This is a genomic window from Streptomyces spongiae (assembly GCF_009377185.1).
GTDB lineage: Bacteria > Actinomycetota > Actinomycetes > Streptomycetales > Streptomycetaceae > Streptomyces > Streptomyces spongiae.
The window spans coordinates 1-5,916 of the sequence record NZ_VJZC01000601.1; the positions used below are offsets into that span (position 1 = coordinate 1).

Below are 5,916 nucleotides of genomic sequence, written 5' to 3' on the forward strand. Positions count from 1 at the left end.
GCGGGAGCCCTGGGCGGGGACGGCTCGTCGTCCGCCGCGAGTGGCGTCGAGTCCAAGGCGCAGCTCGGCGGCGCGCCCAAGGCGCTCGCCGGGAGCGGCCTCAGGGCCGTCGGGCTCACGCCGGACCAGCGGCTGGTCGCGTTCAAGGTCGACCGGCCCGGCGCCGCGATCCCGCTCGGCAAGGTCTCCGGGCTCAAGGGTGACAAGAAGCTCGTCGGCATCGACTACCGCGTGCAGAACGGCAAGCTGTACGGCGTCGGTGACAAGGGCGGCGTCTACACCCTCCGGGAGATCGGCGCCCGCGCGACCAAGGTCTCCCAGCTCACCGCCCCGCTCCAGGGCAAGGCATTCGGCGTCGACTTCAACCCGGCCGCCAACCGGCTCCGGGTGATCAGTGACACCGGACAGAATCTCCGCCACAACATCGACGACCCGGCGGGCGCCCCGGCCGTGGGCACCACGGCCGTCGACGGCACCCTCACCAACCCGCCGGTGCCGCCCGCCACGGCCGGCGCGACGGCCCAGGGGGTGACCGGAGCGGCGTACACGAACAACGACCTCGACGCCACGACGGCGACGACCCTGTTCGACCTCGACACCGGCCAGGACCAGGTCTCGGTCCAGTCCCCGGCCAACGCGGGCAACCTCGCCCCCACCGGCAAGCTCGGCGTCGACGTGCCGCTGAACTCGGGGTTCGACATCTACAGCTCGGCCCGTAACGGCACGAACACCGGGTGGGCCGTGACGGGCGACCGGGCGTTCCGGGTCAACCTGCTCACCGGGAAGGCGGCGTCGACCGGTGCCTTCCCGGCGGGGCGGCGGGTCGTGGACCTGGCGATTCCGCTCAAGCAGGGCTGAGGGCGGCAGTCGGCCATGGCGGTTGACGGATAACGGTTGGCAGGTAACGGCTGACAGATGACAGCTGACAGATATTGAAATCTGTCAGCTGTCATGGCAGGCTGGGAGTACGTCATCCGTGGTCCCGCGTCCAGCGGGGCCACGGCTCACGGGACCCCAAGGAGTTCTCATGCAAACCCGCCCCCTCGGCACCACCGGCCCCCAGGTCTCCGCCCTCGGCCTCGGCTGCATGGGCATGTCCGCCCTGTACGGCGAGGCGGACCGGGCCGAGTCCGTCGCGACGATCCACGCCGCCCTCGAAGCGGGCGTGACCCTGCTCGACACGGGCGACTTCTACGGCATGGGCCACAACGAGATGCTGATCGGCGAAGCCCTGCGCTCCGCCCCGGCGGCGCGGCGCGAACAGGCGCTCACCAGCGTCAAGTTCGGCGCCCTGCGCGGCCCGGACGGGGAGTGGACCGGGTACGACGGCAGGCCGGCCGCGGTGAAGAACTTCGCCGCGTACTCGCTCCAGCGCCTCGGCGTGGACCACATCGACGTCTACCGGATCGCCCGCGTCGACCCCGGCGTGCCCATCGAGGAGACGGTCGGCGCGATCGCGGAGCTGGTGGAGAAGGGATACGTACGGCACATCGGGCTGAGCGAGGTCGGCGCGGAGACGATCCGCCGCGCCGCCGCCACGGCCCCGATCGTGGACCTCCAGATCGAGTACTCGCTCATCTCCCGCGGCATCGAGCGCGAGATCCTGCCGACCACGCGCGAGCTGGGCATCGCCGTCACGGCCTACGGTGTGCTGTCGCGCGGTCTGATCTCCGGGCACTTCACCCCGGACCGGCAGCTGGCCGCGAACGACTTCCGGGCGCACTCGCCCCGCTTCCAGGGCGAGAACCTCCGGCACAACCTCGACCTGGTCGAGGCCCTGCGGAAGGTCGCCGAGCAGAAGGGCGTGAGCGTCGCCCAGATCGCGATCGCTTGGGCGCTGAGCCAGGGCGACGACATCGTGCCGCTGATCGGCGCCCGCAGCCGTGACCGGCTGACCGAGGCGCTGGGCGCGCTGGACGTCACCCTGGACGCGGCCGACCTGGCGGCCGTCGAGGACGCCGTGCCGGCCGGCGCCGCCGCGGGCGACCGCTATGCGGCGGCCCAGATGGCACACCTCGACAGCGAGCGCTGATCGTCCCTCCCGGTACGGTCTCCCTCATGGCCCCGACCCCGCAGCCCCTGACCGCCGAGCGCATCCTCGAAGCGACCGAGGAGGTGCTGCGCCGCCACGGCCCCGCCAAGGCGACCGTGGTGGACGTGGCCCGCGCGCTCGGTGTCAGCCACGGCAGCGTCTATCGGCACTTCCGGACGAAGGCGGCGCTGCGGGAGGCGGTGACGAAGCGGTGGCTGGACCGCACGTCCGAGTCCCTCTCCGGCATAGTCGCCGGGGACGGGAATGGGGACGGGGGCAGGGACCCCGAGACCCGGCTGCGCGACTGGTTCTCGGCCCTGTTCGCGGCCAAGCGCCGCAAGGCGGGCGACGACCCGGAGCTCTTCGCCACGTACATGGTGCTGACCGAGGAGAACGGCGACGCGGTCGGCGAGCACATCGCCGACCTGGTCGGTCAGCTGAGGCGGATCGTCCAGGCGGGTGTCGACGCCGGGGCCTTCGCCGCCGACGACCCGGAGACCACCGCCCGCGCCCTCTTCCACGCCTCGCGCCGCTTCCACGACCCGCGCTACGCCCCCGAGTGGGAACAGCCCGGCACGGAGGACGACTTCCGGGCCGTGATGGACCTGCTGCTGCGGGGGCTCAGGGCCTGAGGGGCCGGCGGCTTGCAGACCTGGGGGGAGCGCGCCGAGAGTGGCTTGGGCACAGCCGCGACAGTGACCGTTTCCGAAGTCGCTGAAGCGGCCATGTGGCTGGGCATCGGCCTCGGCGACGGCCGTGGCGTCGCCGACCGGGTGATAGCGCCTGGGCCGTGAACTTATTGGTGTCCGTGGTGCAGTGGAGTTCCTGGCCGCCCGGGTCGGTGGCGTGCCGCCAGGGCTCGAAGCAGGGCGGACCGGCCGCGGTCCGGTACCGTCCACACAACCTCCCCGCGCACCCCCCACCGCTCCAGCAGGGCGTTGGCGGCGAGGAAGCCCGAGGTGGCTGCGCGTTCCATCAAGGCCACGGGCAGGTCGGTGCGGACCAGGTCGCCGGCGACGACTACGGCCGGGTCGGGGGTGCGCACCGTGAGACGGTGGGCGTACCCGCCGACGGCGAACAGGGGGCAGTCCGCCCGCCACTCGTGCCGCGCGGCGACGACTCGGGACCGGTACGTCTCCGGGTACACCCGGTGCAACTGCTCGACGAGATCCCGTTCGACGGTGTCGCGGTCGGTGGCCGGAGGCGCGGCGTAGGCGTGGAGTTCGACGACCGAACCCCCGGTGCGCGCGGCCCAGCGCGTCGCCTCGCCCTCCCACCGGGACAGGACGCTGACGTTGTCCAGCGCCCCGTAGCCGCTGGTGCCCATGAAGTGGGGCCGGGTGAGGTCGAGAGGGCCGTCCAGCCACAGCCGTGACACCAGGAACGGCGCGGCAGTGCGCAGCCGTGCGACCCGATCGCGCCACGTGCTGTCGCCGAGCCGCGGGGAGCGGCTCACCACCGCCTGCAGGCCACCGGTGTCCATGGCCAGCACCACGGCGTCGAAGAGCCGGGTGCCGGTCGCGTCCGCCACGAGGTGGCCACCGTCCGGGCCGGGACGGACGGCCTCGACGGGCGTGGCGGTGCGCAGCTCGGTGCCGTATCGCGCCAGGTGGCCTCCCAGCGGTTCCCACAGAGCCGTGGGGAACGGCTCGCGGGGCACGTCGAACAGCAGGCCCTCGCTCGAGCCGAGGAAGTAGATGTGGAACATCAGCGCCATCTCGGCCGCCGAGAGCTGCCGGGGGTCGGCGAAGAAGCTGCGGGAGAACACTTGGAAGGCCAGATGCCGCGCGGCCGGGGGGAAGCGCACGGCGTCCAGGAAGGCGTCGGCGCTGACATGGTCGAGATCCTCGTGAATCCGGTGTGCGCGGACGTCCAGCAGGGGCAGCGCGGCGCCGGGGCGCATGGACAGCAGGTCCCTGAGGCGGAACGTGGGGCTGAGCGCGGCGAAACCGAGCGCGTTCCACGGGGGCGTGCGCGGCACGCGTCGGAAGCTGTCGCACAGACCGCTGCTGTGCCTGAGGGGATAGTCGGGCAGGCCGGTCAGCATGTCCAGCGCGGGATCCGCCCGGCGCAGCAGGGCCCGCAGGTTGTAGTACTGCCGGAAGAAGGCGTGGAAGCCCCGGCTCATCGTGGCGCGGGTGCCGTCCGGCAGGGTGATCGGCCATCCCGCCACCCGGCCGCCGAGAACGTGCTCGCGCTCGTACAGCACCACGCGGACGCCCCGCTCCGCCAGCACCGTGGCCGCTGCGAGACCGGCGATGCCGCCACCGATCACCGCGGTCACCGGTGGCTCGGCCGGGACCCGGTCCGTTCCCGGTCGGACCGGCACGGCCTGCGCCCGCCGGTCCCGCCCGGGCGGCCTGCCGACGGCGCGGCCGGTCACCGGGCACCTGTGGGACGCTCGGGCGGGCGCCGGGCGAGGAAGGTGTGGGTGATGCCCGTCTGCCAGCCCGGCAGCGGCAGCACGTCGACCCGGTCGAATCCGGCCCGGCGCATCCGGTCGCCGAATGCCGGCGCGGTGTCGAACTCCGCGACACTTCGCCGCAGGTGGCGGTAGAGCCCGCCGTTGCCGGTGGCCGCGCCGAGCGGCAGGATGACGCCCCCGCAGACCGCGGACCACACCGCGCGGTCCACGCGCCGCCCGCTGAGCGCGTATTCGTGCACCGCGAGCCGGCCCCCAGGCGCCACCAGCTCCAGCACCGTGCGCAGGACCGCGTCGGGATCGGCCAGGTTGCGGAACAGATAGGCGGCGAACACCGCGTCGAACGGGCCGCGCACGCCGGCCGTGCCCAGGTCCTCTGCCGGGGCGTGGACGAAACTCACCCGGTCCGGCCAGGCTTTGGCGGCGGCCCGGCGCAACATGCCCGCCGAGGCGTCCAATCCGACGATCTTCGCGTGCGGCAGGGCGGCGGCCAGGGCCGCGGTCGAGGCACCTGTGCCGCAGCCGAGGTCGAGCACCCGGTGTGCGGCTGTGCCGGCCGCCAGGGCGAGGCGCCGGGCGGAGCGGCGTAGCTGCGCGTGGTAACCCGGGTTCAGTGTCACCAAGCGGTCGTAACTGCCGGCCCCGCGGTCAAACGCTTCGGCGAGCGCCGCATCGTGCAGCAAGGTCATGAGGAACTCCTCGGCGCCGGGCCGTCTGCCCCGGCCGGCCGGTCAGGGGGCGGGGGCGGGCGACGGGGCAGCCACAGCAGTTCCGCGGCCGTGCGCAGCATCGGCGCCACAGGGGCGTGTACGCCGACCGCGACGTCCTCGTACAGCCGAGTGCGCCCGTCCAGGAACCGCAGCAGCCGCACCGTGGGGACGCGGTCGAACAGCCGGCAGAAGAAGTCGGGGCCGTCGATGCGGCCGGTGTCCAGGGCGCGAAGGAGAACGGCGTCCATCATCCGGGCGCGCCTTCGGTGCGGCGGAGGGGGAGCGGGACGGCGGCCTGCGCGGACGGCCCGGGCGACGGCCTCCGCCTGCCGCTGGATCGCGGCGAAGGTGTAGCCGGTGGAGGAACGCGTGCAGCCGCCGGCGACTCCGATGCGGAACACCGTGCGTGCGGCGCGGTCGGCGAGCACGGCGTCGGTCATGGGGATCACGCCCTGTTCCGTCGCCTGGACCTGCACCGGGCCGGTGTCCAGCACGCGGCGGGTGTAGTGCTCCAGCGCGGCGTCGTAGGCGTCGGCGGTCAGCGGTGCCGGGCCGAACTCGGTGTACTCGACCAGGGCGGTGTGTCGGCTGGTGGGCAGAACGTACCCGAAGGACAGTCCGCACGCCGGCTGCGGTGTGCGGAAGTCCATGAGGTCGGCCACGTCCGGGTCGAACGCCGGCCGTTGGGTGCGGACGAACCAGCCGCGGAAGTGCTGAAGCAGGTGGGTGCGGGCGGCGGGCAGGCGGTGCGG

The 5,916-nt window shown here is 73.3% G+C and carries 6 protein-coding genes; 3 read left to right on the top strand and 3 right to left on the bottom strand.

Features of this window, described 5'->3' with window-relative positions:
* The first annotated feature begins 9 nt into the window (after positions 1-9).
* From FNH08_RS42530 to FNH08_RS42540, 3 genes are all read left to right on the top strand, one after another.
* Positions 10-858, top strand: a complete 849-nt coding sequence (locus FNH08_RS42530) for a DUF4394 domain-containing protein (RefSeq protein ID WP_152776867.1) — start codon at positions 10-12, stop codon at positions 856-858.
* Between the two features lie 169 nt (positions 859-1,027).
* A complete protein-coding gene (locus tag FNH08_RS42535; protein ID WP_152776864.1) occupies positions 1,028-2,032 on the top strand; it encodes an aldo/keto reductase in 1,005 nt (334 codons plus the stop codon).
* Between the two features lie 26 nt (positions 2,033-2,058).
* Positions 2,059-2,664 (top strand): TetR family transcriptional regulator, encoded by a 606-nt coding sequence (locus FNH08_RS42540; RefSeq protein WP_152776865.1) that lies wholly within the window; start codon positions 2,059-2,061, stop codon positions 2,662-2,664.
* 164 nt (positions 2,665-2,828) lie between these two features.
* On the opposite strand, the gene FNH08_RS42545 is transcribed toward FNH08_RS42540, so the two are convergent.
* The 3 genes from FNH08_RS42545 to FNH08_RS42555 all read right to left on the bottom strand — a co-directional run.
* Positions 2,829-4,415: an FAD-dependent oxidoreductase gene (locus FNH08_RS42545; RefSeq protein WP_322726354.1), complete on the bottom strand. Its 1,587-nt coding sequence runs from the start codon at positions 4,413-4,415 to the stop codon at positions 2,829-2,831.
* Positions 4,412-5,143 (bottom strand): methyltransferase domain-containing protein, encoded by a 732-nt coding sequence (locus FNH08_RS42550; protein ID WP_152776866.1) that lies wholly within the window; start codon positions 5,141-5,143, stop codon positions 4,412-4,414. The genes FNH08_RS42545 and FNH08_RS42550 overlap by 4 nt, the downstream gene beginning before the upstream one ends.
* Positions 5,140-5,916 (bottom strand): lycopene cyclase family protein (locus tag FNH08_RS42555; RefSeq protein ID WP_265579843.1); only part of this gene is annotated, 777 nt, incomplete at its 5' end. The genes FNH08_RS42550 and FNH08_RS42555, both read right to left, overlap by 4 nt.